The organism is Saccharopolyspora griseoalba (assembly GCF_042665275.1).
Lineage (GTDB): Bacteria > Actinomycetota > Actinomycetes > Mycobacteriales > Pseudonocardiaceae > Saccharopolyspora > Saccharopolyspora griseoalba.
Genome location: NZ_JBHTCJ010000012.1, coordinates 182273 through 206920 on the forward strand (window position 1 = coordinate 182273; position 24648 = coordinate 206920).

General features: G+C 72.8%; 26 protein-coding genes and 1 pseudogene. 16 read left to right on the top strand and 11 right to left on the bottom strand.

Going from position 1 to position 24648, the window contains the following annotated elements:
• Positions 1–24 precede the first annotated feature (24 nt).
• Entirely contained in the window at positions 25–984 is a 960-nt protein-coding gene (hutG, locus tag ACFQRI_RS21485; protein WP_380671420.1) for a formimidoylglutamase, read from the top strand.
• Positions 985–1071: 87 nt separating this feature from the next.
• Complete coding sequence (locus ACFQRI_RS21490) at positions 1072–1233, top strand: hypothetical protein (RefSeq protein WP_380671422.1); 162 nt, start codon at positions 1072–1074, stop codon at positions 1231–1233.
• A gap of 165 nt (positions 1234–1398) precedes the next feature.
• Here ACFQRI_RS21490 and ACFQRI_RS21495 read toward each other — a convergent pair whose 3' ends face one another.
• Positions 1399–2982, bottom strand: a complete 1584-nt coding sequence (locus tag ACFQRI_RS21495) for a BCCT family transporter (protein WP_380671424.1) — start codon at positions 2980–2982, stop codon at positions 1399–1401.
• Between the two features lie 475 nt (positions 2983–3457).
• Here ACFQRI_RS21495 and ACFQRI_RS21500 point away from each other — a divergent pair, with 475 nt between their 5' ends.
• The 5 genes from ACFQRI_RS21500 to ACFQRI_RS21520 all read left to right on the top strand — a co-directional run bounded on the left by ACFQRI_RS21500 (position 3458) and on the right by ACFQRI_RS21520 (position 8085).
• Positions 3458–4153: a FadR/GntR family transcriptional regulator gene (locus tag ACFQRI_RS21500; protein ID WP_380671426.1), complete on the top strand. Its 696-nt coding sequence runs from the start codon at positions 3458–3460 to the stop codon at positions 4151–4153.
• A gap of 51 nt (positions 4154–4204) precedes the next feature.
• Positions 4205–5644 carry a four-carbon acid sugar kinase family protein gene (locus ACFQRI_RS21505; RefSeq protein ID WP_380671428.1) on the top strand — a complete coding sequence of 480 codons (1440 nt, stop codon included), beginning with the start codon at positions 4205–4207 and terminating at the stop codon, positions 5642–5644.
• Positions 5644–6501: a class II fructose-bisphosphate aldolase gene (locus tag ACFQRI_RS21510; protein WP_380671430.1), complete on the top strand. Its 858-nt coding sequence runs from the start codon at positions 5644–5646 to the stop codon at positions 6499–6501. The genes ACFQRI_RS21505 and ACFQRI_RS21510 overlap by 1 nt, the downstream gene beginning before the upstream one ends.
• Complete coding sequence (locus tag ACFQRI_RS21515) at positions 6494–7390, top strand: NAD(P)-dependent oxidoreductase (protein WP_380671432.1); 897 nt, start codon at positions 6494–6496, stop codon at positions 7388–7390. Before ACFQRI_RS21510 ends, ACFQRI_RS21515 begins: the two co-directional genes overlap by 8 nt.
• A gap of 221 nt (positions 7391–7611) precedes the next feature.
• The gene (locus ACFQRI_RS21520) at positions 7612–8085 is read left to right on the top strand and encodes a nucleoside deaminase (protein WP_380671433.1); all 474 of its coding nucleotides are present in this window, start codon (positions 7612–7614) and stop codon (positions 8083–8085) included.
• 22 nt (positions 8086–8107) lie between these two features.
• Here the strand turns inward: ACFQRI_RS21520 and ACFQRI_RS21525 are convergent, their stop codons facing one another.
• On the bottom strand, positions 8108–8494 hold the full coding sequence (locus ACFQRI_RS21525) for a VOC family protein (RefSeq protein WP_380671435.1): 387 nt from the start codon (positions 8492–8494) through the stop codon (positions 8108–8110).
• Between the two features lie 282 nt (positions 8495–8776).
• On the opposite strand from ACFQRI_RS21525, the gene ACFQRI_RS21530 reads away from it, so the two are divergent.
• Positions 8777–9193 carry an acyl-CoA thioesterase gene (locus tag ACFQRI_RS21530; protein ID WP_380671437.1) on the top strand — a complete coding sequence of 139 codons (417 nt, stop codon included), beginning with the start codon at positions 8777–8779 and terminating at the stop codon, positions 9191–9193.
• Here ACFQRI_RS21530 and ACFQRI_RS21535 read toward each other — a convergent pair.
• Positions 9105–10670 (bottom strand): bifunctional phosphatase PAP2/diacylglycerol kinase family protein, encoded by a 1566-nt coding sequence (locus ACFQRI_RS21535; RefSeq protein ID WP_380671439.1) that lies wholly within the window; start codon positions 10668–10670, stop codon positions 9105–9107. The genes ACFQRI_RS21530 and ACFQRI_RS21535 overlap by 89 nt on opposite strands.
• Before the next feature lie 101 nt (positions 10671–10771).
• On the opposite strand from ACFQRI_RS21535, the gene ACFQRI_RS21540 reads away from it, so the two are divergent.
• The 3 genes from ACFQRI_RS21540 (at position 10772) to ACFQRI_RS21550 (ending at position 12820) form a co-directional block, all read left to right on the top strand.
• A complete protein-coding gene (locus tag ACFQRI_RS21540; protein ID WP_380671441.1) occupies positions 10772–11707 on the top strand; it encodes a lipid kinase in 936 nt (311 codons plus the stop codon).
• Complete coding sequence (locus ACFQRI_RS21545) at positions 11704–12474, top strand: phosphotransferase (protein WP_380671443.1); 771 nt, start codon at positions 11704–11706, stop codon at positions 12472–12474. Before ACFQRI_RS21540 ends, ACFQRI_RS21545 begins: the two co-directional genes overlap by 4 nt.
• Positions 12475–12640: 166 nt before the next feature.
• Complete coding sequence (locus ACFQRI_RS21550; protein WP_380671445.1) at positions 12641–12820, top strand: hypothetical protein; 180 nt, start codon at positions 12641–12643, stop codon at positions 12818–12820.
• A gap of 87 nt (positions 12821–12907) precedes the next feature.
• Here ACFQRI_RS21550 and ACFQRI_RS21555 read toward each other — a convergent pair whose 3' ends face one another.
• The 6 genes from ACFQRI_RS21555 to ACFQRI_RS21580 form a co-directional block, all read right to left on the bottom strand.
• On the bottom strand, positions 12908–14107 hold the full coding sequence (locus tag ACFQRI_RS21555; RefSeq protein ID WP_380671447.1) for a glycosyltransferase: 1200 nt from the start codon (positions 14105–14107) through the stop codon (positions 12908–12910).
• Positions 14108–14128: 21 nt separating this feature from the next.
• A complete protein-coding gene (locus ACFQRI_RS21560; RefSeq protein WP_380671449.1) occupies positions 14129–14584 on the bottom strand; it encodes a MarR family winged helix-turn-helix transcriptional regulator in 456 nt (151 codons plus the stop codon).
• Positions 14585–14663: 79 nt separating this feature from the next.
• Positions 14664–15104 (bottom strand): thioesterase family protein, encoded by a 441-nt coding sequence (locus tag ACFQRI_RS21565; RefSeq protein ID WP_380671451.1) that lies wholly within the window; start codon positions 15102–15104, stop codon positions 14664–14666.
• Positions 15101–16057, bottom strand: coding sequence for a 3-hydroxyacyl-CoA dehydrogenase NAD-binding domain-containing protein (locus tag ACFQRI_RS21570; protein WP_380671453.1), 957 nt, complete (start codon positions 16055–16057; stop codon positions 15101–15103). Before ACFQRI_RS21570 ends, ACFQRI_RS21565 begins: the two co-directional genes overlap by 4 nt.
• Before the next feature lie 70 nt (positions 16058–16127).
• On the bottom strand, positions 16128–17015 hold the full coding sequence (locus tag ACFQRI_RS21575; RefSeq protein ID WP_380671455.1) for a beta-keto acid cleavage family enzyme: 888 nt from the start codon (positions 17013–17015) through the stop codon (positions 16128–16130).
• Between the two features lie 70 nt (positions 17016–17085).
• On the bottom strand, positions 17086–17928 hold the full coding sequence (locus tag ACFQRI_RS21580; RefSeq protein WP_380671457.1) for a TetR/AcrR family transcriptional regulator: 843 nt from the start codon (positions 17926–17928) through the stop codon (positions 17086–17088).
• A gap of 227 nt (positions 17929–18155) precedes the next feature.
• Here ACFQRI_RS21580 and ACFQRI_RS21585 point away from each other — a divergent pair, with 227 nt between their 5' ends.
• From ACFQRI_RS21585 to ACFQRI_RS21595, 3 genes are all read left to right on the top strand, one after another.
• On the top strand, positions 18156–18506 hold the full coding sequence (locus tag ACFQRI_RS21585) for a LapA family protein (RefSeq protein ID WP_380671459.1): 351 nt from the start codon (positions 18156–18158) through the stop codon (positions 18504–18506).
• A gap of 73 nt (positions 18507–18579) precedes the next feature.
• On the top strand, positions 18580–19782 hold the full coding sequence (locus tag ACFQRI_RS21590; RefSeq protein ID WP_380671461.1) for an aminotransferase-like domain-containing protein: 1203 nt from the start codon (positions 18580–18582) through the stop codon (positions 19780–19782).
• Between the two features lie 773 nt (positions 19783–20555).
• Entirely contained in the window at positions 20556–21596 is a 1041-nt protein-coding gene (locus tag ACFQRI_RS21595) for a C40 family peptidase (protein WP_380671463.1), read from the top strand.
• A 21-nt stretch (positions 21597–21617) separates the two neighbouring features.
• On the opposite strand, the pseudogene ACFQRI_RS21600 reads toward ACFQRI_RS21595, so the two are convergent.
• Together ACFQRI_RS21600 and ACFQRI_RS21605 are read right to left on the bottom strand one after the other, a co-directional pair.
• Positions 21618–22359, bottom strand: a pseudogene (locus ACFQRI_RS21600) (DUF6596 domain-containing protein).
• Positions 22356–22769, bottom strand: a complete 414-nt coding sequence (locus ACFQRI_RS21605; protein ID WP_380671481.1) for a YciI family protein — start codon at positions 22767–22769, stop codon at positions 22356–22358. The pseudogene ACFQRI_RS21600 and the gene ACFQRI_RS21605 overlap by 4 nt, the downstream one beginning before the upstream one ends.
• 360 nt (positions 22770–23129) lie before the next feature.
• On the opposite strand from ACFQRI_RS21605, the gene ACFQRI_RS21610 reads away from it, so the two are divergent.
• Positions 23130–24221 carry a baeRF2 domain-containing protein gene (locus tag ACFQRI_RS21610; RefSeq protein WP_380671483.1) on the top strand — a complete coding sequence of 364 codons (1092 nt, stop codon included), beginning with the start codon at positions 23130–23132 and terminating at the stop codon, positions 24219–24221.
• Positions 24222–24269: 48 nt separating this feature from the next.
• Positions 24270–24648, top strand: a 379-nt coding sequence (locus ACFQRI_RS21615) for a transaldolase family protein (RefSeq protein WP_380671465.1), incomplete at its 3' end; no start/stop codon positions are given.

The window sequence follows — 24648 nt, forward strand, 5'->3', positions numbered from 1 at the left end:
CGATCACGGAACGGAGAACTCACCATGCAGGCCACCGCGAGCAGGTCGCTTCCGGAGTGGACCGGTCGCGACGACGGCCCCGGCGCCGAGAACGTCCGCTGGCACCACGTCGTCGAACGGTGGGAGGGGAGCACCGGCCCCGGTGCTTGCGCCTTCGTGGGTTTCCGCAGCGACGAGGGAGTCCGCCGCAACAAGGGACGCCAGGGCGCGGCGGAAGGCCCGGGGGCGCTGCGCGGCGCGCTCGCCTCGATGGCGCTGTCGGCGCCGCTCCGAGCCTTCGACGCCGGCGACGTCGAGGTCGTCGGCCAGGACTTGGAGGAGGGCCAGCGCGAGCTCGGGGGACGGGTGACCGCGCTGCTCGACGCCGGTCAGTTCCCGGTGGTGCTCGGCGGCGGTCACGAGGTGGCCTTCGGCAGCTACCTCGGGCTGGCGGGCTCGCAGCGCGCGCAGCGCGGAGCGCGCATCGGGGTGCTCAACCTCGACGCGCACTTCGACCTGCGCTCCGACGAGGTCCCGAGCTCGGGAACCCCGTTCCGGCAGATGGCCGAGCAGGAGCGCGCCAGGGGAGCCTACTTCGACTACGCGGTCCTCGGGATCAGCCAGCCGAGCAACACCGCGGGCCTGTTCGCCACGGCGGATTCGCTCGGCGTCCGCTACCTCACCGACGACCGGTGCGGTGCGCTCGACCGCCCGGTGGTCGACGGCTTCCTGGACGACTTCCTCGCCACCTGCGACCTCGTCCACCTCACCATCGACCTGGACGTCCTGCCCGCGGGCGTGGCCCCGGGCGTGAGCGCTCCGGCGGCCTTCGGCGTCCCGGTCGAGATCGTCGAGCACGCGTGCGCCAAGGTCGCCGCCAGCGGCAAGCTCGCGCTGTGCGACGTCGCCGAGCTCAACCCCCGGCTGGACGTCGACGGCCGAACCGCCCGCACCGCTGCGCGCCTCGTGCACCGCGTGGTCGCCGAGCGCGCACCGGCGGGATGAGCGGCGCGTTCGAAGTGGCGGCGGCCGATCCCGACGCAGGCCGCGCACGTTGAATTCGAGAACGCTTGAACCCGACAGGAGGCGGCGATGGCCGAGGGCGAGCAGGAGGAGCTGGTGCGTCGCGGAGCTGGGAGCCGGAAGCGCCGGGATCGGTCGACCGACGACGAGCTCCGACGCCGCGTCGCGTCCGACGTCTTCGACCGGTTCCTGGCCGAGGACGGCCACACGGTCCAACGTGGACTCGACTGACGCGCTCCGCGAGCCCTTGGTCCCACGCCGGGGAGCAGCGGCCGCGCCGCGCTGAGCGGTGCCCGGCCGCTCGCGGCGCTCCCGGGCGCGACGAGGGGGTTTCCGCGGGGTGCGAACCCGCGGAGACCCCCTCGTGCTGTCCGGTCGGCTGGACGAGGGGCCGGATCACATCGCTCGTTCGAGCTCCGCTGCTCGATCCTCGGTGCGCTCCTCGTCCCCGGGCGGGGGAGCGGCGTCCAGGACGGGTTCGGCGCTCAGGTCCTTCCACAGGCCGACGGCGACCCCGACGAGGACGAGCAGGAACGGCGCCGAGCTGACGATCACCATCTGCTGCAGCGATTCCAACCCGCCGGCGGCCAGCAGCGCGATCGCCGCGGCACCGGTCACCACGCCCCACAGCGCGAGCACCCACGACGGGGGGTTCTCTATGCCGCGGCTGGTGAGCATGCTGAGCACGAAGGTGTTGGCGTCGGCGCCCGAGATGAAGAACAGCACGACGAGCACGATCGTGGCGACCGAGGTGACCGTCGGCAGCGGCAGCGACTGCAGCGTGGCGAAGAACGCCGAGTTCTCGTCGGCGGCGGCCGCCGCGGCGATGCGGGTGGTGCCCGCCAGGTCGCTGTGGATCGCGGTGCCGCCGAAGGCGGTGAACCAGATGGAGAACACCGCGCTGGGCACGAGGAGCACTCCCGCGACGAACTCGCGGATCGTGCGCCCCCGCGAGATCCGGGCCAGGAACACCCCGACGAAGGCGGCCCAGGACAGCCACCAGGCGAGCATGAAGTAGGTCCAGGACTGCATGAAGCCGAGATCACCGCCCGCCGGGGTGATCAGGCTCGCCGACACCAGCTCGCTGAGGTAGCGGCCGACCGACTGCACGTAGAGGTCCACCAGGTAGGTGGTCGGGCCGACGACGAGCACGAAGACCAGGAGCAGCGCGCCCAGTCCCATGCTGCTCTCGGAGAGGAACCGGATGCCGCGGGCGACTCCGGTCAGCGCGGAGGCGGTGAACAGCAGGGTGATGACCCCGATGATCGCGAACTGCACGGGGCGCGAGTCGGGGAGGCCGAACAGGGCGGTGAAACCGCCGTTGATCTGCAGGGCGCCCAACCCGAGCGAGGTCGTGGTGCCGAACAGCGTCGCCAGGATCGCGAACACGTCGATCGCCCCGCCGGCGGGTCCGTCGACGCGGTTGCCCAGCAGCGGCCGGAACAGCGCGCTGACCAGGCCCGGACGTCCGCGGCGGAACATCGACCAGGACATCGCCAGCCCGACCACGGCGAAGATGCCCCAGGCGTGCAAGCCCCAGTCGAAGAACGAGAACTGCATCGCGGTGACCGCGGCATCGGGTGTTCCCGGTGCGGCCAGGCCGTGCGGGGGCTCGGCGAGGTGGGCGATCGGTTCGGCGACGCCGTAGGAGATCAGGCCGATCCCCATCACGGCCGAGAGGATCATCGCGTACCAGGTGGGCCTGCCGAACGCGGGTCGCTCGTCGTCGCGGCCGAGGCGCAACCGCCCGTACCGGCTGCACGCCAGGAAGGCCAGGAACGCCAGGAAACCGAGCGAGACCAGCAGGTAGGCCCAGCCGAACCCGCGGGTGATCCCGTCGAGCGCCGCCGAGCCCGCCCAGGACAGGGACCCGCCCGCGGCGGCTCCCCACACCACGATCGCGATCGCCAGGGCGAGCGAGACGTACAGGACGGCGCCGGGTCGCCGGTGATCCGGTGACCCGGTGGGTGAATCAGACAATCGTTCAACTCCGTGAGCTGGTTGGAAGAAGGGTGCTCCGGCCCGCCGGGACGCGGGGTGCGCTGGTCCCGGCTGCCGTGCCGAGTGGTCGCGGCCGGTCCTCGCGCGCTGCGGTGGTCGTCGGCCCGGCCAGCGCGGCGAGGACCTCGACGCCGAGAACCGGCGCGGCGCTGGTGATGCGGAAAGGTCTCCGTGGTGGTGTCGGCGCGGCGTGGTGGGGGAACGGTTGCTGCGCGTTGATCGCGGCGCCCGCGTGCGCTGCGGTTCCCGGGCTGTCGGCGTTGCTGATGGCCTCGGCGGCAGCGTTCGCGCTGGTCAAGCTCGCCGGAGCGGGGAGGGAGTCTACCCGTGGGTCGCAGCGCGGTGGCACCCGCGGTGGTGCGGTGCGGGGCCGGCACCGTTGACGGCGCGGCGTCGAGACCCTAGTCTCCTCCGGCATCAGACATCTGACGTCTGACCTAGGAGGGACGCAGCGATGTCGCTGTCCGATCAGGTCGCCGAGCAGCTGCTCAACGCGATCATCGATGGCACGTGCGCGCCCGGCAGCGCGCTCCCGCCGGAGAGCGAGCTCGCCGAGCAGCACTCGGTCAGCCGCCTCACCGTGCGGGAGGCGATCAAGCAGCTGCGCGTGGCCAACATCGTGCGCATCCACCGCGGTAGGGGCACCTACGTGAACCCGCCGGCGGTGTGGACCGCGCTGGACCCGATGATCCGGGCCGCGGCGGCCGCACCGCGATCGAGCGGGGCGATCTCGGAGAGCCTCATCGAAGCTCGGCGGTTGATCGAGATCGGGGCCGTGGAGCTGGCGGCGGGCAAGTGCACCTCCGGAGACCTGGCGCAGTTGCGGGACCTGCTGCAGGACATGCGCGAGGCGGTCGAGTCCGACGATGTGGAGCGCTTCGTGGAAGCCGACGTCGCCTTCCACGACGCGATCATGCGCGCCAGCGGGAACGCGTTCATCCCGCTGATGTTCGAGCCGTTCGGCCGCTTGCTGGTCGAAGGGCGCCGGGAGACCTCGGCGGTGCCCGAGATCCGGGCGAACGCCCTCGCGCACCACGCCGAGATCCTGCGCGCGCTCGAGTCCGGCGACCCCGCGGTCGCGCGCCGGGCGATGGAGGACCACATGGTGCAAACCGCCGAGGACCTCCGCGCGCACGTGCTCGACCGCTGACCCCGTAGCCGCCCCAGCGGCGCCCGACGCATTCCCACAGGAAGCAGCAGCATGTCCGATTTCTCCCAGTCGCAACCGATTCCGGTCGAGCAGCTCCTGACCGGGCTGCCCGCGGTCCGCGCGGTGGACCCGGCCGAGGCCGCCGATCGCGTGGCGGGCGGTCCGTGCCTGGTCGTGCTCGACGACGACCCGACCGGCACCCAGACCGTCGCCGATCTGCCGGTGCTGACCACCTGGAGCGTCGACGACCTGCGCTGGGCGCTGACCCGGCCGGGCAACGCGTTCTTCGTGCTCACCAACACCCGCAGCCTGTCCGTCGCCGACGCCGAGGCCCGCAACCGGGAGGTGATCGACGCGCTGGCGCAGGCCGCGGAAGCCGAGCAGGTCGACTTCGTGGTGGCCAGCCGGAGCGACTCGACGCTGCGCGGTCACTTCCCGCGGGAGACCGACGTGCTGGCCGAGGAGCTGGCGCGGCGCGGCAAGCCCGTCGACGGCGTGGTCATCGTGCCCGCCTTCCCGAGCGCGGGGCGCTTCACCATCGACTCGGTGCACTGGGCGCGCACCGCCGACGGGATGCTCCCGGCGGGCCGGACCGAGTTCGCCGAGGACGCCACGTTCGGCTACCGCAGCTCGGACCTGCGGGAGTGGGTCGAGGAGAAGACCGGTGGTCGCGCGGCCGCCGACCAGGTCCTGCCGGTCACCCTCGCCGACCTCCGCGAGGGCGGCCCCGAGCGGGTCGCCGAACTCCTCGGCACCGCGCGCGACCGGCAGCCGGTCGTGGTGGACGCCGCGGGCGACGACGACCTGCGCGTGCTGGCGCTGGCGCTGCTGCGCGCCGAGGAGGCCGGCAAGCGGCTGCTCTACCGGGTCGGCCCGGCCTTCGTCCGCTCCCGCGCGGGCCAGGCGGGATCACCACCGCTGGACGTCGAGGCGCTGCGCGCGATGGGCGCCGCCGACGGGCACGGGTTGATCGCCGTCGGCTCGCACGTCGGCCTGACCACCGGGCAGCTGGACGGCCTCCGCGAGCTCGGCGGCATCACCGAGCTGGAGCTCGACGTGGCGGCCCTGCTCGAACCGTCGGCTCGGGACGACCACGTCGCGGAGGTCTCCCGCGCCGCGGCGGAGGCGATGTCGGGAGCCGACGTGGTGATCCGCACCAGCCGAACGCCGGTAACCGGGTCCGATCCGGACGCCAGCCTGGCCATCGCCCGCGCCGTGTCCGCCGGCCTGGTCGACACCGTGCGCGCGACCGTGCGCGCGCACCGCCCGGCCTTCGTCGTCGCCAAGGGCGGCATCACCTCCAGCGACATCGCCACCGACGGCCTGGACGTCCGCCGGGCGGTGGTGCGCGGCACGATGCTGCCGGGGATCGTCTCGCTGTGGGAGCCGGTGTCCGGCGAGTTCGCCGGCGTGCCGTACGTGGTCTTCCCGGGCAACGTCGGCGACCGGGGCTCGCTGGCCGAGGTCGTCTCGTCGCTGCGGGGGCGCTGATGCTGCTCCGCGGAACGGGTGCGCTGACCGAGGCCGCGAGCGCGGGCCGGGCGCTGCCCGGGTTCGTCGCCTACAACCTGGAGACCGTCCAAGCCGTCGTCGCCGCGGCCGAGCGGAGCGGTCGACCCGTGCTGCTGCAGGCCGGCGCCAGCGCGTTCCGGCACGCCGGACGCGACCTGCTGGCGCAGCTGGCGGTCTCGGCCGCAACGGCCTCGTCCGCCGAGATCGGCGTGCACCTGGATCACAGCCGCGACCTCGACGAGATCACCGCCTGCCTCGAAGCCGGCTACACCTCGGTGATGATCGACGGCTCGCACCTGCCCCTGCCGGACAACATCGCGCTCACCCGCTCCGCGGTGCGGCGGGCGCACGACGCGGGCGCGTGGGCGGAGGCCGAGCTCGGCGCCATCGCCGGGGACGAGGACGTCTCCACCGCCGCCCGGGCGGGCGCGATGACCGATCCGCGGCAGGCCGCCGAGTTCGTCGCCGCCACCGGCGTCGACGCCCTCGCCGTCGCGGTCGGCAACGTGCACGGGTTCACCGACCGGCCCGTGGAGCTCGACCTCGACCGGCTCGCGGCCATCCACGAGATCACCCCGGTGCCGCTGGTACTGCACGGCGCCAGCGGCCTGCCCGCCGAACAGCTGCTCGGGGCCCTGGACCGGGGTGTGGCCAAGGTCAACGTCAACGCCGAGCTCCGCCGCGCGTACCTGCGGGCCACCGCCGAACAGCTGCCCACCGCCCTCCCAGGTGCCGACGTCGTCGACACCTGGGCCGCGGCGCGCCAAGCGGTCGCCGACACCGCTGCCCGAACGATCGAACTCCTCAGCGCAGAACGGAACGAGATCAATGCCTGACGCCTCCCGCATCGCCGTCCTCGGTCTGGGCGCCATGGGGCTGCCCATGGCCGCCCACCTCGCCGCCGAGTTCCCCGTGACGGTGTTCGACATCGACGCCGCGCGCCGCGCCCGGCTCGTCGAGAGCGGCGCCGCCGAGGCGAGCACTCCCGCGAAGGCCGTGGAGAACGCCGACGTCGTGCTGCTGGCCGTGCGCGACCAGCAGCAGGTCGAAGACGCGCTGTTCGGCCCGGACGGCGCCGCGGCCGCGCTGCGGCCCGGAGCCGTCGTGGTGCTCACCAGCACCGTGGGGCCCGAAGCCGCCCGCTCCACCGCCGCGCGGCTCGCCGAACTCGACGCGCACCTGGTCGACGCCCCGGTCAGCGGTGGCCCCGCCCGCGCGGGCGCAGGCGATCTGCTGATCGTCCTCAGCGGGACCGAGCACGCCCTCGGCGTCGCCCGGCCCGCGCTCGACCGGCTGGCGTCGACGCTGACCGAGATCGGCCATGAGCCCGGCGACGCGCAGGGCCTCAAGGCCATCAACCAGCTGCTCGCCGGCGTGCACATCGCCGCGGCGGCCGAGGCCGTGGCCATGGCCCGAGCGCTCGGCCTCGACCCCGCGACCGTGATCGACGCGCTGAGCAAGGGCGCTGCCGGCTCGTTCATGCTCTCCGACCGCGGCCCCCGCATGGTCGAGGCCTACGACCAGGGCGCCGAGGTCCGCTCCCGGCTCGACATCTTCGTCAAGGACATGGGGATCGTCACCGACATCGCCAAGCAGGCGCACGTCCCGACCCCGCTGGCGGCCACCGCCCAGCAGCTGTACCTGCTCGGTGAACGCGCGGGCCTCGGCGACTCCGACGACTCCAGCGTGGTCACCGTGCTGAGCCCGAAGGACCAGCAGCCCTGAGCGCCCGCAATCTCGCGACGCGACACCCGGCGGAGGCGCTTTCGCGGATCGCGGGCGACGCGAGATCCTGTACCGCAACGGCAAGCCGCATGTGCGGAGACGAACATCCCCCTGCCGAGTGAAACGTCGAAAACCCTCGAATTCGACCCGCGAAGTTCGAGGGTTTTCGACCGGCGGATTTCCCTCGAATTTCGCGACCGGGCAGGGGAGCGGAGGTTGGTTTGGTGTCCGAGGTTGATCGGCGTCACGTGCGCCGGTGCGTTGAGTTGGCCGCCGAGGCGCTCGAGGCGGGTGATGAGCCGTTCGGGTCCGTGCTGGTCGCCGAGGACGGCACCGTTCTGCGGGAGGACCGCAACCGGGTCGCCGGTGGGGATCACACCCGCCACCCGGAGTTCGAGCTGGCCCGCTGGGCCGCGGGCAACCTAGCGCCGGAGCAGCGGGCGGCGGCAACCGTCTACACCTCGGGCGAGCACTGCCCGATGTGCGCGGCCGCGCACGGCTGGGTCGGACTCGGCCGCATCGTCTACGCGACCTCCTCCGAGCAGCTGGGCAGCTGGCTCGCCGAGCTGGGCGTTCCGGCCCCCGCCGTGCGGGCCTTGCCGATTCGGGAGGTCGTCCCGGGCGCGGAGGTCGAAGGTCCCGTACCCGAGTTCGTCGAGCAGGTCCGCGACCTGCACCGCCGCTTCCGGGCGTGACGCGGATCGGGGCGGGCAGGTCTCAGCCCTGCTGGAGGACGAAGCGGTTGCCCTCGCTGTCGAGGAAGCTCGACCACCAGCCCCAGGGCTGCCGGGACGGGGGATCCGGGAAGACGACCCCGGCGGCGGACAGCTCGGCGTGGGTGCGCTCGACGTCGTCGGCGTAGAGGAAGAACGGCGCGGTCAGCACCCCGTCGACCTCCCGGAAGGCCTCCCGGTCGGATTCGCTCGCGCTGAGGACGAACGTCGAGGTCCCGTTCGGCGCGGTCACCTCGATCCACCGGGTGCCCCGGTCGTCGTAGGGCACGTCGGTGGTGGCGGTGAATCCCACCACCTCGGTCCAGAACTCCAGCGCGCGTTGCTGGTCGCGGACCGGCACGACCACCTTGCTCACACCGCGAACGGCCACGGCAACCTCCCTTCGCTCGCACCCCAGCATGCCGCACCGGGCCCGGCGCGCGCCCGCGAAGCGCTCGACGCCGCCGTCGCGCGATGGCACGGACCGCTCGCGGAGCGCGGCCGGGATGCTCGCGCCGATCTCGCCGGGCTGACGCTGGCCGCCACGATCACCCTGGCCCTGCGGCGCGGGCACGTCCGGCGCGCCGCCCCTCCGGGACCTGCTGCGATCCGCGGGTGCGATCTCGGTCATGTACTTACCCGCGGGTAGGGTCTCCGCTCCTACGCTGGGGCGGTGACATTCCGAGTTCCGCTTCAGGTCCGCAGCTACGAGCTCGACACGCTCGGGCACGTCAACCACGCCGTGTACCACCAGTACGGCGAGGTCGCCAGGGTGGCCGGTTTCGAGGCCGCCGGGTGCGACTGGAACTCGCTGGTGGCCAAGGGGACGGCGCCGGTGCTGCTGAGCACCACCGTCGACTTCCGGCGCGAGCTGCGGATGGGCGAGCACTTCGAGGTGAGCTGCGAGATCCGCTTCGGGCGGGGCAAGTCCTTCCACCTGGACTCCACGATCACCAAGGACGACGGCACGGTTTCCGCCGAGATCAGCTGCGTGCTGGGGATCATGGACCTCGACGCGCGGCGGCTCGTGCACGACCCCAGGGGAGCGCTGGAAGCCGCCGGGTTCCAGCCCGAGGTGCTCGCGCCGTGACCCGGCTCGTCCGCTCCGGCCGGTAGGCGCGGAGCTCGGCGCGGCGGGCGCTGAAGTCGAAGGTGCGACCCGACCCGACGAGCTCTCCGTCGGCGGCCAGCGGGGCCGGCGAGCCCAGCACCTCCACCCGAACGCGCTCGCGTTCCCGCTGGACGTAGGCGTGGTTGCGGGTCAGGGCTCCGGTGAGCGCGCCGGCCAGGAAGCGCGTGCGGGACAGCGGCACGTCGGCGCGGATGTAGCGGAGGTCGAGCAGGCCCTCGTCGAGCCTGGGGCGCCAGGACGGGGCCAGGCCCTTGGGCTGGTAGGTGTTGTTGCCGACGAACAGCAACCAGACGCGGTGCGGGAGGCCGTCGATGCGCACCGGGACCGGTTCGGCCTCGGCGAGCGCTCGCGCCAGGGCGAGCACCGCGGCGGGCCACTTCCCCCAGCGGTGCTGCCACTTCTCGCGCAGCCGCACCAGCTCCGGGTAGCCGCCGATGCCCGCGGTGTTGACGAAGCGGTGGGTTGGTCCGCCGTCGACGCGCACCGCGCCGAGATCGACCTGCACCGCCGAGCCCGCGGCCAGCGCCCCGGCCGCGTCCCGCGGGCCGGAAACGCCCAGATCGCGGGTGAAGTGGTTCAGCGTGCCGGTGGGCACCGGCAGCAGGGGCAGACCGCGGGTCGCCGCGACCTCGGCCGCGGCCGCCACGCTTCCGTCGCCGCCCGCCACGCCCAGCGCCGCGACGTCGCGGCCGCCGTCGAGGTGGGCGTCGAGCTGCTCGACGAGGCCCTCCCCGGGAACGGGGTGCAGCAGCTCGGCGTTCGGCCAGCGCGCGGCCAGCTCCGCCGACGGGTCGCGGGCTCCCGACGAGGGGTTGACCAGCAGGAGCAGCCCGTCGCCGGTCGGCAGCGCCGCCGCGCCCGGGCTGGGCCGGGCCAGCGCCGGGGCCGCGCGGACCGGCCACCAGCGGCTGGTCGCCATCGCCACGCCCGCGCCGAGCGCCATGCCGAAGACCACGTCGCTGGGCCAGTGCACCCCGGTGTGCACGCGCGAGTAGGCCACCGTGCCCGCCAGCGGGGCCAGCGCCAGACCGAGCAGCGGGGCCTCCATGCTCACCGCCGAGGTGAACGCGGCCGCGGAGGCGGCGTGGCCGGAGGGGAACGACGAGGACGACGGCGGGGTGCGCAACCTGCGGTGGCGGGGCAGCAGGTGCACCGCGGGTCTGCGGCGCGGCAGCAACCGCTTGCCGAGCCCGTTGGTGACCGCGCTGCTGATCGCGACGGCCGCCGCGCCCCGCAGCGCGGCGCGGCGCCACGGCCCCTTCCTGGTGGCCAGGACACCGGCGAGGGCGAACCACAGCTTGCCGTGGTCGGCCAGCACCGTGAGCCGCCGCAGTCCCCGGTCGGCGGCCGAGCGCGGCCACGCCGACGAGCCGGCCAGGAAGGCCCGCTCGGCCGAGCGGAGGCCGCGCGTCGCGCGCCGGAGGCGATTTCGCATCCTGCGCACGGTAGCCGCGCGCCCCGGTGGTGGCGAACGCCCCGCGGCGCTCCGGCGTGTAGAAAGGGCGTGGACCGTGCCGCGTCGACGCAGGAGGTGGAATGCGGATCGATCGTCCCGCCACCAAGGCCGCTCTGGTGGTCAACGTGCACTCCCGCACCGGGGGAAAGGCCTACGCGCAGGCCCGGGAGAGGCTGCGCGAGCTGGGCGTGCCGTTGGGGGCGACCTTCCCGCTGCACGATCCCTCCCGGATGGTCGAGACCGTGGAAGCCGCTGCCTCGGACGGTCACGACCTGGTCATCCTCGGTGGCGGGGACGGCAGCGTCAGCTCGGTGGTCGACGTGCTGGCGCACCGCGACCTGCCGCTGGCGCTGCTCCCGCTGGGCACGGCCAACGACTTCGCGCGCACCATGCACATCCCGACCGACCTCGACGCCGCGTGCCGGACCATCGCCGACGGCCACATCGTCGACATCGACCTCGGGCTCTGCGGGGACAACTACTACGTCAACCGCGCCTCGGTGGGGCTCGGCGCCGAGGTCGCGCAGCACATGTCGCACACCATCAAGCGCTACTTCGGCCCGCTGGCCTACCCGGTGGCCACCGCGAAGGCCTTCTTCAAGCACGAGGCGTTCGGCGCCCGGTTGAGCTTCCCGGAGGACGACCTCGAACCGCGCGAGTTCGAGGCGCTGCTGCAGATCTCGGTGGCCAACGGGCGCTACTTCGGGGGCGGCCAGCTCGCCGCGAACGACTCGGGCATCGACGACGACACGCTCGACGTCACCGTGGTGCGCAACAGCGGCGTGGCCGGCCTGGTCGGAGTGGCGCGCGGACTTCGCAGCGGTGCGTCCAGCTCGCAGGTCGAGCACTTCCGGGTGCGCGCGGTGCAGGTCGACACCGCCCAGCGGATGCCGATCAACATCGACGGCGAGGTCGTGGGCAGCACCCCGCAGCGCTTCGAGGTGGCCCGCAACGCGCTGCACGTCGTCGCTCCCGAGACCTGGACCGACGGGCAGGCGCCGGAAGAAGCGGAGTGATCGCCTCGCGCCCGGACCCGGGGTCGTTCGCCGTGCCGGAGGTGGTGCGCGCGCTGGCCGCCGGGCGGAGCTGCGAAGCGGTGTGGCGCAACGAGCTCGGCGGGCTGACCTTCCGGATCGACGGCGGGCGCGAATACCTCAAGTGGGACCCGGCGGGCTTGGCCGACGAGCGCAGCCGGCTCGAATGGGCGGTCGAATTCACCTCCGTGCCCCGGGTTCTCGACTCCGGTGACGGGTGGTTGCGCACCGCTGGGATGCCGGGCCGCAGCGCGGTCGACGAACGCTGGCTGGCCGACCCGGCCACCGCGGTGGCCGCGGTGGGCGAGGGGCTGCGGGAGCTGCACGAGGCGCTGCCGGTGGCGCGCTGCCCGTTCGACTGGACCACGCGCGCTCGCGTCGAGGTCGCGCACGAGCGCGCGCGGCGGGGTCTGCTCGACCCCGCCCGGTTGCAGCCCGAGCACCGCTCGCTCGACATCGATGCGGTGCTGCGCGCGCTCGACGACGCGCCCGAGCCGGAGACCGTGGTCTGCCACGGTGACGCGTGCGCGCCGAACACGCTGGTCACCGACGGCGGCAGGGTGGCCGGGCACGTCGACCTCGGCTCGCTCGGGGTGGGGGACCGGTGGGCGGACCTGGCCGTGGCGACCTGGTCGACGGCGTGGAACTACGGGCCCGGTTGGGAGCGGCGGTTGCTGGACGCCTACGGGATCTCGGCCGACGCGGAGCGGATCGCCTACCACCGGTTGCTGTGGGACGTGGCTTCCTGACCTTTCCGCAGGTCGTGGCCGTGCGGCCGCGGGCTGCGGAGGGCGCGGGCGGGCCCGGTCCGGCCCCGGTGCGACAGGGGAGTGACGGATTTGTCATAATGAGGCGACAGCGCAGATCCCGCCGCTGTTTTTCTTGCGCACTTCCGAACGACTCGTGGTGAGAACTGTGTCCAAGCGCACTGACAACGGATCTGATGCTGCGTTCCGCAACCCGGTTGAAGGTGGCCGGATCTGCCCGTCGCCGAGCGAGCTGATCGCGCTGCGCGGCCCCTGGGGCGCGCGCCGTCCCGCGCGTCGCCTCGGCACCACCGGCGTGATCTCGGCCGACGTCGGAACCCGGCACTGACGCGAAACCAACCCATATCGCACTGCTTCCACTGTCCTGAGTGGTCGGTGCGGGCGCACGGCGCCGCGGCCGCGCGCCCGCGACGGCTCAGCTCGCGTGGGCGACGAGGTCGTCGGCGATGGTCGGCAGCGGGGGCAGCGCCAGCATCTCGCGCTGCACGCCTCGCGCGCGGGCGCGGTGGCGCGGCTCGTCGAGCACGCGCTGCAGCGCCTCGCGCAGGCTGGCGGTGGTGACGTCTTCGACGTTCAACCGCAGGCCCGCGCCCAGCTCGGCGATGCGCGCGGCGTTGCCCGGCTGCTCGGCGAACATCGGGACCGCCACCATCGGCACGCCGGCGCCGAAGGACTCCAGGGTGCTGTTGAACCCGCCGTGGGTGATGAACGCGTCCACGGCCGGCAGCAGCGTGCTCTGCTGCACGAACGGCGTGAGGTGCACGTTGTCCGGACGCGGCCCCGCCCAGTCCCGGGGCGCGCGGTCGGCGCCGATGGCCGCCACCGCGGTGACCGGCATCTCGCCCAGCGCCTCGACGATCGTTTCCAGCAGCTGAGGGCGTTCGCCGAGGATCATCGGCGCGTTGGAGCCCAGGCTGGCCAGCACCATCGGCCGGTCGTCCGGCAGCGCGGCGATCTCCGGGTCGAGCCGCTCGGGCCGCCGCTGCGGCGCCCGGTAGTGGTGCGCGGAGTCCAGCCGGGCGTGCTCGGGGTAGTACACCTCCGGGACGAGGCTCGCCCGGAACCCGCGCAGCGGGTCGAGCGGATCGTCGATCTCGGGCAGGTCGACGGCCGCGCGCAACCCGTTGAGCTCGGCCAGCACCTCGGGCGTGTCGTGCGGGGCCATCGGGCCGATGTCGAGCACCGCCTGCGGGATGCCCAGCACGCGCGCGGCGAGGTAGCCGCCGAACTCGGTGGCCTCGTGCACGATCAGGTCCGGCCGCTGCTCGTCGAGCCGCTCCAGCAGGTCGGCGGCGAAGCGGCGGCCGAGCACGCCGATGAAGTTGTGCGCGAAGACCTCCGGCGTGGCGCCGATCGTCCTGCGCCCGCGGTCGGTGCGCATCGCGTCGGGCACCTTCCCGAGCCCGGCGCAGGCCGGGTCCGTCGCCAGCTGGCCCATCGACAGCGCGTTGGGCAGCCGGATCGCCCGCAGCCCGGCGTTCTCGACGTGCTCGGCGACCTGGACGCCGGTGGCCACCGCGACGTCGTGCCCGGCGTCGCGCAGCAGGCGCGCAACCGGCAGCACCAGCGGCACGAGGTGGGAGTACATGGGTTGGGCGGTCAGGACGATGCGCAAGATCTCTCCCGTAGCGGTGGATCAGCCGGTGCCGTCGGGGAGGTTGGCGACCATCCGGTCCAGCAGCGCCTCGAAGGCCTCCACCTCGTCGGCCTCCATGCCGCGCATCAGCTCGGCGTTGGCCTGCCGCGCCGCCTCGATCAACCGCTCGTGCACCGCCCGGCCCTCGTCGGTGAGGGCGACCACCTGCGCGCGCCGGTCCGCACCGGCCTGATCGCGGCGCAGCAGGCCGTCGGCGACGAGCCGGTCGACCTGCCGCGCCACGGTCTGGCCGCTGACGCGCAGCTCGGCCGCGAGCTCCCGCTGGATCAGCGGTCCCAGGACGTGCAGGGTCTCCAGCACGGTCCACGCGGCGAAGCTGGCACCTGCCTCGTGCAGGTGCCGCTCGAAGTTCTCCCGCGCGCGGCGCGCGGCGAGGTTGAGCCGGTAGCCCAGGCTGCCCAGACCGGCGGGGCGCACCGGGTCGGTCGAACCCATCGAACCTCCCGAAAACGACAGCCGACTGATAGTCAGCGTGCTGTCCAATCTCAGGCTACCGCGCTCGGGAGAGCGGTGATCAGCCGATCGACCGCCCGGCGTACTCCGGGGCCGGCTCCACCGCGGCGGCCAGCTCATCGGCGATGCGCTGCGGGAACGGCGCGGTGCGCCCCTGCTCGCCGTCGACGTGCAGCGCCAGCACCTCCTCGGTGGCCACCAGCTCGCCGTCGACCACCATCTCGTGGCACACCCGCAGCTTCTTGGCCCCCGCGTCGACGACGCGGGTGGTGATCAGCAGCTCCGAGTCCGGCGGCACCTCGCGCAGGTAGCGCACGTGCGCCTCGACGGTGTACAGCGAGCAGCCGGTCTCCCGCAGGTAGGTCCGGTCCATGCCGACGCGCTCCATCAGCGCGTCGGTGGCGAAGCCGAACACCAGCACGTAGTAGGCCTCGCTGAGGTGGCCGTTGTAGTCGATCCACTCCGGGCGGACCCGCTGGCGCAGGTCGGGCTCGCGGCTCATCGGGCCTCCTTGACCTTGTCCACGGCGCGCATGACCTCGATGATCGCGCGGTCGCGGTCGGCGACCATGTCGGCGACCGCGGCGCCGCCGGAGGCCTCCTCGCAGCCCCGCACCATGCGGTCGCGCAGGTCGTCGGTGAGCTCCGGGGCCTCCAGCCGCGTCCACGGCGACTTCAGCGACGGGCCGAAGTGGTCGAGCATGTGCGCCATGCCGCCCTCGCCACCGGCGAGGTGGAAGGTCAAGCACGGGCCGAACAGCGGCCAGCGAAGGCCCGGCCCGGCGGTGATCGAGGCGTCCAGCTGCTCGACGGTGGCCTCGCCGTTGGCGACCATGTGCAGCGCTTCGCGCCAGATCGCCTCCTGCAGCCGGTTGGCGATGAAACCGGGCACCTCGTCGTCCATCTTGATCACGTGCTTGCCCGCGACCTCGAAGAACTCCGCGGCCCAGTCGACCGCCCACTGCTCGGAGAGCTCGCCGCCGACCACCTCGACCAGCGGGATGAGGTAGGGCGGGTTGAACGGGTGGCCGACGACCAGGCGCTGCGGATCGGTGCAGCGCTGCTGCATGTCGGTCATCGGGTAGCCGGAGGTGGACGAGGAGATCACCACGCCCGCCGGGGTGGCGGCGTCGATGCGGGCCAGCAGGTCCCGCTTGAGCTCCAGGTCCTCGGGCGCGCTCTCCTGGACGAACTCGGCCTCGGCGACGGCCTGCTCGAGGCTGTCGGCCACGGTCAGGTTCTGCTGCGAGGCGCCCTCGGCCAGACCCAGCTCGGTCAGCGCGGGCCAGGCGGCCTCGACCAGCCGCGCGAGCTTGTCCTCGGCGTCGGCGGCGGGGTCCCAGGCGGTGACCTGGTAGCCGCGGGCCAGGAAGTGCGCGACCCAGCCGCCGCCGATGACGCCTGCGCCGACGCAGGCCACCCGGCGCACCGACCCCGGTGCGATGCGTGCGTTCACTGTGCGATCCCTTCGGAAGATGCGGGCAGCGAGCCGGCTCGTGGCCCGCTGCCCGGGTGGGGCGTTCGGGTCAGGAGCGGGGCTCGAGGCCGAGCTTCGCGCGGGCCTGGTCCGGGGTGGCGACCTTGGCGCCGAGGGCCTCGACGATGGTCACGGCGCGCTCGACCAGCTGCGCGTTGCTGGCCTTGACGCCCTTGCTCAGGTAGAGGTTGTCCTCCAGACCGACGCGCACGTGGCCGCCGAGGATCGCCGACTGCGCGACCCAGGGCATCTGGTTGCGTCCGATGGAGAAGCTGGCCCAGTTGGCGCCCTCGGGCAGCATGTTCACCATCGCCTGGAGCACGCCCGGGTCGGCCGGGGCGCCGTAGGGGATGCCCATGCACAGCTGGAACAGCGGCGGGGCGTCGATCAAGCCCTCCTCGATGAGCTTGGTGGCGAACCACAGCTGCCCGGTGTCGAAGATCTCCATCTCCGGCTTGACCCCGAGCTGCTGGATGCGCTCGGCGCCCGCCCGCAGCATGTCCGGGGTGGAGATGTAGAGCTGGCTGCCCTCGCCGAAGTTCAGCGAGCCCATGTCCATCGTGCAGATGTCCGGCAGCAGCTCCTCGACGTGCGGCAGCCGGTCCAGCCCGTTGACCAGGTCGGTGCCGTCGACCGGCTTGAGCGGGTCCTCCTGGTCGATGACCAGGTCGCCGCCCATCCCGGCGGTCAGGTTGATCACCACGTCCACACCGGACTCGCGGACGCGGCGCACCACCTCCTCGTAGAGGTGCACCTCCCGCGAGCCCTGCCCGGTCTCGACGTTGCGCACGTGGATGTGCACCACCGCGGCGCCCGCGTTGGCCGCGTCCACCGCGTCGGAGGCGATCTGCTCCGGGGAGACCGGGACGAACTCGCTCTTGCCCGTGGTGTCGCCCGCGCCGGTCAGCGCGGCGGTGATGATGACCTCGTTGTTCATGGCGTTCCTTTGCGTTTTCGGGCGTGCTTCGCCAGCGCCCGCGGGTGCGGGCGCTGAAGTCGGATCGGGTTCAGCGGCGGACGATCTCGCGGTCGATGTAGTCGTGCAGCGCCTTGCGCATGCGTTCCACCGAACGCCCCCGGCGCTCGGTGAGGACCTGGATGCCGAGGCCGTCGATGAGCGCGGTCAGGCTCATCGTGAGGTCCTCGGCATCGGTCTCGGTGAACACGCCTTGCTGCTGCCCCTCGCGGATGGTGCGGGCGATGGTGTCGTGCCAGCGGGTGTAGGAATCGCTGTGCAGCACCCGGAGTTCCGGGCGCAGCGCGCTCTCGTTCCACACCTGCAGCCAGATCGACCACTCCCGCCGCAGCAAGCCCGGGGAGGGCAGCTGCAGCTCCACCAGCCGCAGCAGCCGCTCGTGGGCGTCCTCGACGCTGTGCAGCTCGGCGACCTGCCGGTCGAAGGCCTGCTTGACCGAGTACCGCAGGGCTTCGGTGAGCAGGTCGTCGCGACCGGGGAAGTAGTAGTGGATGGTCGCCGCGCTGGTGCCCGTCGCCTTGGCGACGTCGGCGACGCGCACCGCGTGGTAGCCGCGCTCGGCGATCAGCTCCCACGCCGCGTCGAGGATCTGCTGGTACCGCTCGGGTTTGGTGGTCTCGGCGCGGGCGCTGCGCCGAGGGGCGGCGGCAACGGTCTCCACGTCGTCGCCGCCGTTGATCAGCCAGTTGACCGTGACGTGGCAGACCTCGGCGATGCGGGTGAGCTCGGCCGGGGTGAAGCGCCGGGTGCCGGTCAGCGACTTCGACAGCTTGGTGGCGTCGAGGCCGATGCGTTCGGCGAAGGCGCGCTGGCTGTCGGGGTGCTCGCGGATGACCGCGCGCACCCGGTCCCGCAACCCGTCATCGGCTGTCACGCGGAGAACGCTAGCAGAGCATTGCGATAGTCGCAATGATGGGGTTTCTGGCGCCGTTTCGAACTGCCTGCAAGCAGGGGGTATGGGTGGCATTGCGCAATTGACTGATGGATCAGTCGAGTTGCGATGAGGGGGCGTGACGGGGTTCGCGCGGCGCGGCTGCCCTCCTGGTCCGGCACAGCGCGTCGCTATTGCGCACTCCGCGTGACCGGTCGATGATGATCGGTATGGCGCGCAACGGTTCGAGCGACGAGACCAAGCCCGGTGCCGAGCAGGCGACCGGTGGCGAGACGAAGCGGTCCCGGACCGCGTGGATCTGGTCCAGCGTGGTCATCGCGTTCGTCGTGCTGGTGTTCCTGCTGATCTTCATCCTGCAGAACTTCCAGAACGTCACCGTGCGGTTCCTCGGCTTCGCCGGAACCCTGCCGCTGGGCGTGGCCATGCTCTTCGCGGTGATCGGCGGCGCGCTGCTGGTCGCCCTCGCCGGCACCGCCCGGATCCTGCAGCTGCGGCGCGAAGCCCGCAAGGCCGCCCACTCGGGGCCGGCCGCCAAGCGGGTCGACGACGGCGAGCGCTGACGCGCGGCGGAATCCGCCACGGCCGCGTTCGAGGCCGTAGCCTCGTCCGCACGCGGACGTGGGGAGGTTGCTGATGGTCGACTGGACGCGGCGGATGGCGCGACGGGCCCGGGACGGCGGTGATCCGCTCGGCGGGATCCTGGCGCTGGCCAACGCCGAGGGCGTGCTGAACTTCTCCGGCGGGTTCCCCGACCCCTCGCTGTTCCCGACCGGCGAGCTCGGCGATATCACCCGCCGCCTGCTCGACGACGACCCCGGCGTGGCGCTGCAGTACGCGCCCAGCAACGGCATCGAATCCGCGCGCCACGCCATGATCGACTGGTTGTCCGACGAGCAGGGCCACCGCGCGGCCGACGACGAGCTGATGATCACCAGCGGCGGCATCGACGCGGTGACGCTCATCGCCAGGACGATGCTCGACCCGGGCGACGTGGTGCTGGTCGAGGAACCCACCTACCTCGGAGCGGTGTCCGGTTTCGCCGCCCACGACCCGGTGCTGCGCGGGGTGGAACTCGACGAGGACGGCCTCGACGTCGGCGCGCTGGGCGAGCTGCTGGCCGCGGCGCCGGTGCCGCCGAAGCTGCTCTACACCATCCCCGACCACCAGAACCCCAGCGGCCGCTCGCTCTCCGAGGTGCGCCGCAGCGAGCTCGTCGAGCTCTGCAGACGCCACGGAGTGCTGATCGTCGAGGACGTCGCCTACCGCCACCTGGGCTTCGACGGCACCGCCTCGCCCAGCTTGTGGTCGATCGGCCCGGACGTGGTGGTGCAGATCGGCACCTTCTCCAAGGTCTTCTTCCCCGGCGTGCGCCTGGGCTGGGCGAGCGGTCCGGCCGAGATCGTGGCCAAGCTGGCGGTGGCCAAGCAGAACTCCGACCAGTGCGCCGGCGCGCTGGGCCAGCGCATGCTGGAGGAGTACCTGCGCGGCGGTCTGCTCGACGCGCACCTGCCGAAGGCCCGCGCGCTCTACCGGGACCGGGCGGCGGCCGTCGACGCCGCGCTGCGCGCGCACTTCGCCGAGCTGGGCGAGTGGACCGCCCCGGCCGGCGGGTTCTTCACCTGGGTGCGCCTGCCGGGCGTGGACACCACCGAGCTGGCGGCCGAAGCGGCCGAGCACGCCGTGGCCTACGTGCCCGGGGCCGGGTTCTTCGCCGAACGGCCCGATGCCGAGCACCTGCGCCTGTCGTTCAGCCGGATCGAGGTGCCCGAGATCGAGCAGGGCATCGCCGCCCTGGGCGCCGCCGTCCGGGGGCTCGGTTCCGGTGCTCGGCGTTGACGGTCGAGCAGCTCGGGCACCGAGGTCTGCGAGGCGGGAGCCCGCAGGTGATCTCGCCGTGCTGCAGCCGGTTCACCCGGTGGCAGACGTCTGGGGCCCGCGCGTGGTCGTGCCCGCTGAGCACGATCGCCGGGTCTCCCCGGTCGCGGAGCCTGGTCGGCAGCCGCGGGATCGGCGCGCCCTCTCCTCGGTGCCCATCGCCGCCAGCGGGTCGATCCCGGTCGGTTTGTACCCGTCGTGGGAACGCTGCGCCGGGAGGGGAAACGGGTCTGGAGGAATCAGGCCCTTTCGTGTCCGGGAAATCTGCATCGCTCGATCACCCGGGCCGGGTCGGCGGGGAGGTGAGCTGACCGGATCGCTGGTCAAACCCGGCATTTGCGTCAACGGGTCATCAATTTGCGCATTCCCGAAGCTTGCCGCCACCTGGCCTGCGGAGACGCATCCCGCGGATTCTTTCGCGGCGGCTCGCGCGATTCGCCCGGCGCGACGAATCGCGGATTCCTCCACTGGCGGTAGCGGTGTTCGCGAAATGCGCCGTATCGATCTGCTCGGCGCTCGCGTTAGCAAAATGCCGAAGTGGTAAGGGTCACTCATCGCGCGCGACGGCGGCGGGACGGGCTCTCACCCGCTGGGGTGAGAGAACTCGCTGGGTACGACCTCGCCGGCCGCCGCGGACGCGCTCAGGGGGTCGCGGGGCGGGTGCGGCCGGCGTCTAGGGTCGCGGACCGATCTGCCGGAGATCCGCCGGTGACCGATCCGTTAGGGAGCGTCCGATGTCGCTGAACACCACCCGCACCGCCAAGCGCACCGCATTGGTGGCCGCGACCGCGCTGTCCACCGTGTTCATCAGCGGCGCGCCCGCAGTGGCACAGCCCGACCAGCCGGCCAACGCCTCGCAGGCCCTGCAGAAGCTGCGGGAGCTGTCCAAGCAGGCCGAGGTCCTCACCGAGGACTACAAGAAGGCCCAGGACGACCACGCGGCCAAGGAGCAGGCGCTGCAGCGGTTCGGCGCCGCCGCGGCGCAGGCCGACAAGGTCGCCGCCGAGGCGCACTCCCAGGAGGAGGCGCTGCGCGGCAAGGTCGACGAGCTGAGCAAGGCCTCCTACAAGGGCTCCCGGATGAACACCCTCTCGGCGCTGGTGGGCAGCGAGCGTCCGAAGCAGTTCCTGGACCGCGCCGCGGCGCTGGACCTGCTGTCGCAGCGCAACGACCGCGCGGTGCGCGCCATGGCCGATGCCACCCACCGCGCGGAGAAGGCGCAGCGCGAGGCGCGCGAGGCCGAGGCCAAGGCCGCCAAGGCGGAGCGCGACGCCGCCAAGCTCGAAGGCGACATCGCCAACCGCAAGGAGCAGATGGACTCCCAGATCGCCGAGGTCAAGGAGCAGTACAGCAGCCTCAGCGAGGAGGACAAGGACGTGCTCGAGGGCGCCAGCAGCGCCGTCGAGCAGCTCACCGGGTCCGGGTCCGCGATCGAGGCGGTCAACGCCGCGCTGAGCAAGCAGGGCTCGCCCTACGTCTACGGCGCCAAGGGTCCCGAGGAGTTCGACTGCTCCGGACTGGTGCAGTGGTCCTACAAGCAGGCCGGGGTCTCGTTGCCCAGCTCGACCCGCTCCCAGGTCTCGGTCGGCAAGGAGGTCAGCCAGTCGAACATGAAGCCGGGCGACATCATCTTCTTCTACAGCTCGGCCAGCCACAACGGCATCTACCTCGGCAACGGCAAGATGGTCCACGCGCCGACCGAGGGCCAGGACGTGACGGTCGAAGAGGTCAAGTACATGGGAGAGGTCCACTCGGTCCGCCGGGTGGCCGGCTGACGCCGCGCCGGTGGACCGCGCTCACGGCCGCAGCAGCTGCCGCACGCGCGCGGCCTGACGGGTGAGGTGGTCGCGCTCGGGAACGCTCGTCGCGGCGGTGGCGGCCGCGGCGCAGAGCTCGGCGGACTGCTGGAGCTCCCCAGCCCGTTCGAGCAAGTGCGCCCGCGCCGCGCCGCGGCGGGGCACGTCGGCGTCCACCGAGGCGATCGCGGCCTGCACTGGTACTGCCCCGGCCGGTCGCGGGCGAGCGCGGTCTGCAGCAGCCGCACGCCCGCGGCGATCTGCCGGTGTCCCAGCGCGATCGGTCCTGCTCGGCGAGCGGCACCAGGCGCCCGCGCTCGTCGGTGCGGGACGCCCGGCGCGCGGGGTGCAGCAGCATGAGTCACCTCGGGAACGAGGTAGGCCTCGGCGATCTGCCGGGTGGTCAGGCCGCCGATCGCGCGCAGGGTCTGCGCGATCGCGGAGGTCGGGGTGCGCGCGCAGGAAGTGCAACCGCAGCGTGTCGTCGGTGCCGGGCACCGGGCCCGGCCGCGGTTCGGCCCGCGCCGGGACGACTCCGCGCCCGCGGAGTCGAGGAACTCGCGCCAGGCGACGTTGACCAGCCAGCCCTTCGGGTCCTCCGGCGCGCCGCCGGACCAGGCGTCGAGGGCGCGGATCTGGGCGTCCTGCACGGCGTCCCCTCGGCCGACGCGAAATCCGCGCCGCGCCGGACGAGAACGCCGATCACCGCCGGGACGAGCTCGCGCAGCAGCGGCTCGTTCACCGGGCCGTCCGCGGCTGCTCGGACAGGAACGGTCGCACCTCGAGCCACTCCTGGAGCGGTTCGCCCGCGGGGCCGGGGGCGGCCGAGAGCTCCCCGGCCAGCGCGACGGCGCGGTCCCAGGACTCCACGTCGATGATCATCCAACCGGCGATGAGGTCCTTGGTCTCGGCGAACGGGCCGTCGGTGACCGGTGGGCGCCCCTCGCCGTCGTAGCGCACGAAGGCTCCCTCGGGCGCCAGCGCCTGGGCATCGACGAACTCGCCGGTCTCCTGCAGCCGGTCGGCGAAGTCCTGCATGAACCGGATGTGCGCGTCGACCTCCTCCGGAGTCCACTGATCCATCGGGGCCCAGGAGTCGCTGGCCGGCTCGGGCGCGCCGCGGTAGTGCTTGAGCAGCAGGTATTTCATGATCGTTCTCCCTGTTCGCGCGCGGCCCGTCCTGGCCGCTCGTGCTCCTGGGACGGAGCCGATCGCGCGTTCTCGACACGGTCGCGCCGGTTTCGCGCGCTTCCCGTATCCGACCACCTCGCAGCGCGTTGGGCGAATCGCCCGAAGCCGCTCTACCGGTGCCCCGACGAAGGGGCCGACCCAGTCCTGGCGGCCCGGCGGTGAGCCGACCGAGGACGAGATCGGCCGGGCCAATGCCTACGCCGCGCTCGGGCGCCGCTGAGCGCGCCACCGGCGATCGCCGCGGGTTTGAACTACGGGCGCCGATGGGCACACCCGGGGTGTGCCGTGACGCGATCGCGCGGAGGTGATGCGGCCGTGGAGATGGGATCTCTGCAGCACGTCTACGACCGGCCGGGGCCGTTCGTCACCGCTTACCTGGACACCTCGGCCGACGCCGAGGACGCGTCCAAGGCGATCGAACTGCGCTGGCGCGACCTGCGCGAGCGGCTCAGCGGCCAGGGCGCCGACGAGGCCACGCTGGAGGCGATCGGCGAGCACGTGCGCGGGCACCGGGCGCAAACCGGGCAGCGCGGTCAGGTCATCGTCGGCACCGGCGGTGCGGTGGTGCTCTCCGACGAGCTGCCCGAACCGCCCAACGACCTGCCGGCCGAGGACCAGGCCCACTTCGGCCCCGCGCCGCACCTGATGCCGTACCTGCGGCGGGCGATGTCCCGGGTGCCCTTCGTGGTGGCCGTGCTCGACCGGGTCGGTGCTGAGCTGACCCTGGTGCGGGGTCCCGGTGACGTGGAGCGGACCGAGGTCAGCGGTCAGGACCACCCGGTGCACAAGACGCACGCCGGTGATCCGGAGAACCACGACCGGTTCCACCAGGCCGTCGAGGAGCAGTGGCGCCGCAACGCGGAGGTGATAGCCGACGAGGTCACCGAGCGCGCCCGCAAGATGAACGCCAGGGTGATCGTGCTGGCCGGCGACGTGCAGCAGCGCGGCCTGGTGCGCGAACGCCTCGGCAACCAGGTGCGCGACACCGTGCTGGAGACCGACTCGGGCCTGCACGACGTCCCGGTCGAGCAGGTGCGGCAGGAGGTGGCTCCGACCGTGCACCGCGCGCACCTGACCGAAGTCGTCGAGGAGTTCGAGCGCGAACGGGGCCGCGCCGAGCGGGCCGTCGAGGGCTGGCCGGACACAGTGGACAGGCTGCGTCGCGGTCAGGTCCGCACCCTGCTGTGGACCGCCGACGACCGGGCCGGTGAGCTCTACATCGGACCGGGGCAGGCCGAGATCGCCGACGTGGAGCAGGATCTCGCCGACATGGGCAGCGAGACGCTGGACCGGGTGCCGGGAAGCGCTGCCGTGCTGCGCACCCTCGCCGCCGTCGACGGCGAGGTGCTCGTCGCCGAGCCCGAGGCGGTCGAGCTCACCGGCGGGATCGGTGCCGTGCTGCGCTACGCGTGACGCACACCTCCGCGACCGGAACCGCGATCGAAGGAGTGGAGGACCGCCTTGGCCAACGCGAACCTCAGGGCGTTGAGCGATGCCGGGGTGTCGATCTGGTTGGACGACCTGTCCCGGCGCCGGATCGCGTCGGGCAGGCTGCAGGAGCTGATCGACGAGCGCTGCCTGGTCGGTGCCACGTCCAACCCGACGATCTTCGCCAACGCGCTCTCCGGGGAGTCCGACTACGACGAGCAGCTCGAAGTGCTCGCGGCAGCCGGCGAGGGCGTCGACGCCGCCGCGCGCATCATCACGACCGATGACGTGCGGGATGCTGCGGACGTCTTCCGCGACGTCTACGACCGGACCGGTGGTGTGGACGGTCGGGTGTCGCTGGAGGTGGACCCGCGGCTGGCGCACGAGACCGACAAGACGGTGGCCGAGGCCG

Bases quoted from the DNA above. Each gene is read 5' to 3' on its own strand.
- hutG (WP_380671420.1), top strand. From the start codon at position 25: ATGCAGGCCACCGCGAGCAGGTCGCTTCCGGAGTGGACCGGTCGCGAC.
- ACFQRI_RS21490 (WP_380671422.1), top strand. From the start codon at position 1,072: ATGGCCGAGGGCGAGCAGGAGGAGCTGGTGCGTCGCGGAGCTGGGAGC.
- ACFQRI_RS21500 (WP_380671426.1), top strand. From the start codon at position 3,458: ATGTCGCTGTCCGATCAGGTCGCCGAGCAGCTGCTCAACGCGATCATC.
- ACFQRI_RS21505 (WP_380671428.1), top strand. From the start codon at position 4,205: ATGTCCGATTTCTCCCAGTCGCAACCGATTCCGGTCGAGCAGCTCCTG.
- ACFQRI_RS21510 (WP_380671430.1), top strand. From the start codon at position 5,644: ATGCTGCTCCGCGGAACGGGTGCGCTGACCGAGGCCGCGAGCGCGGGC.
- ACFQRI_RS21515 (WP_380671432.1), top strand. From the start codon at position 6,494: ATGCCTGACGCCTCCCGCATCGCCGTCCTCGGTCTGGGCGCCATGGGG.
- ACFQRI_RS21535 (WP_380671439.1), bottom strand. From the start codon at position 10,670: ATGCGAAATCGCCTCCGGCGCGCGACGCGCGGCCTCCGCTCGGCCGAG.
- ACFQRI_RS21540 (WP_380671441.1), top strand. From the start codon at position 10,772: ATGCGGATCGATCGTCCCGCCACCAAGGCCGCTCTGGTGGTCAACGTG.
- ACFQRI_RS21560 (WP_380671449.1), bottom strand. From the start codon at position 14,584: ATGGGTTCGACCGACCCGGTGCGCCCCGCCGGTCTGGGCAGCCTGGGC.
- ACFQRI_RS21565 (WP_380671451.1), bottom strand. From the start codon at position 15,104: ATGAGCCGCGAGCCCGACCTGCGCCAGCGGGTCCGCCCGGAGTGGATC.
- ACFQRI_RS21575 (WP_380671455.1), bottom strand. From the start codon at position 17,015: ATGAACAACGAGGTCATCATCACCGCCGCGCTGACCGGCGCGGGCGAC.
- ACFQRI_RS21585 (WP_380671459.1), top strand. From the start codon at position 18,156: ATGGCGCGCAACGGTTCGAGCGACGAGACCAAGCCCGGTGCCGAGCAG.
- ACFQRI_RS21590 (WP_380671461.1), top strand. From the start codon at position 18,580: ATGGTCGACTGGACGCGGCGGATGGCGCGACGGGCCCGGGACGGCGGT.
- ACFQRI_RS21595 (WP_380671463.1), top strand. From the start codon at position 20,556: ATGTCGCTGAACACCACCCGCACCGCCAAGCGCACCGCATTGGTGGCC.
- ACFQRI_RS21610 (WP_380671483.1), top strand. From the start codon at position 23,130: ATGGGATCTCTGCAGCACGTCTACGACCGGCCGGGGCCGTTCGTCACC.